Genomic DNA, 1,226 nt, shown 5'->3' with positions numbered 1-1,226 from the left:
TGAAGTACTCCCTATTTTTAAGACCAGCGATTTGCTACTACTAATTTAAATTAAGCAGCATTCAGGTACAGAGTCGTCGGCTTTTTCCGACCAATGCCCTGGTGCTTTCTGGCATTGTAATGTTTTACAAAACGATCAATACCCAGATATAGATCCAAGCCATTTTTCTCAGGATTCAGGTAAATATACTTTTGCTTAATTGTCCGAAACCATCGCTCGATATGTGCGTTGTCGGTAGCCCTTCCTTTACCATCCATACTGACCCGAATTTTGAGGCTATTCAGCGTGCTTACCCAGTGTTCGCAAGTGTATTGCGCCCCCTGATCACTATTAATGATTTCAGGTTTACCATGCTGGGATATCGTTGCGTGCAACAGCTCCGTCTGCGTTTCTTTTTCCAGGCTGTTGGATAGCTGCCAGCCGACGATGTAGCGGCTGTATAAATCCATAATGGCTGTTAGGTACATAAAGCCATGCTTCAAGGGGATGTAGCTGATATCCAATGCCCATACTTGGTTCGGGCGACTAATTACAAGGCCTCTAAGCAAATATGGATGAATGTATTTTGCCTTGCCTAGTCGACTCAGGTTTCGTTTTGGATAAATCGGCTCGATAGCCATTTTTCGAAGTAACCGTCGAATGCGTTTGACATTGTAATTCATCCCTCTTTCTACCAGCTCGTCTTGCATACCCAGCACACCCAAAGTTGGGTCCGACAAGAAAATTTTGTCCATCGTCTCCATCAACGCCAGGTTCTCCTCTTTTTCACCAGCAGGCCTATAATACAACTGACTGCGGTTAATGCTAAGAATTTGAGCTTGCCGTCGAATGCTCAATGGATGACTGTCGTCGATCAATGCCATACGCTCCCTCATAGACCGGCTTTTTTCAAGCTTTTTTTTAAAAAGTCATTCTCAACCTGCAACTGGCCAATCTGTTTAAAGAGGTTGTCAACGTCAACAGACTCCTCTTCTTTAGACGGCTCATCTCCGAAAGCTTTTTCTGCGCGTTCCAAGAATTCACGCTTCCATGCTGAAACCTGAGTTGGGTGGATCTCAAATCTGGTCGCCAATTCGCTCAACGACTCTCGTTCTTTCAAGGCCTCAACAGCGACCATTGCCTTGAATTTTGCTGTGAATTTCCTCCGGCTTTGTTTCATTGTCTTCATCGGTTTAATGTCAAGTTACTAAACTTAACCGATGGCCTCAATTTTGGGGAGTATTACA

General features: G+C 44.3%; 2 protein-coding genes. Both read right to left on the bottom strand.

All coding sequences use genetic code 11. The features are described 5' to 3' along the window. Positions 1–50: 50 nt before the first annotated feature. Positions 51–863 carry an IS3 family transposase gene (locus AC2YIT_RS32195; protein ID WP_487281948.1) on the bottom strand — a complete coding sequence of 271 codons (813 nt, stop codon included), beginning with the start codon at positions 861–863 and terminating at the stop codon, positions 51–53. A gap of 8 nt (positions 864–871) precedes the next feature. Further along, positions 872–1,159, bottom strand: coding sequence for a transposase (locus tag AC2YIT_RS32190; protein ID WP_487281947.1), 288 nt, complete (start codon positions 1,157–1,159; stop codon positions 872–874). Between the last annotated feature and the right edge of the window lie 67 nt (positions 1,160–1,226).

Source organism: Dyadobacter sp. SRI_021 (genome assembly GCF_057586235.1).
Note: the sequence above shows the minus strand (reverse complement) of the source record. Positions and strands in the feature narration are given on the sequence as shown.

What these genes read in the sequence shown, in the direction of transcription:
- AC2YIT_RS32195 (WP_487281948.1), bottom strand. Translation starts at nt 863, where the DNA reads ATGGCATTGATCGACGACAGTCATCCATTGAGCATTCGACGGCAAGCT.
- AC2YIT_RS32190 (WP_487281947.1), bottom strand. Translation starts at nt 1,159, where the DNA reads ATGAAACAAAGCCGGAGGAAATTCACAGCAAAATTCAAGGCAATGGTC.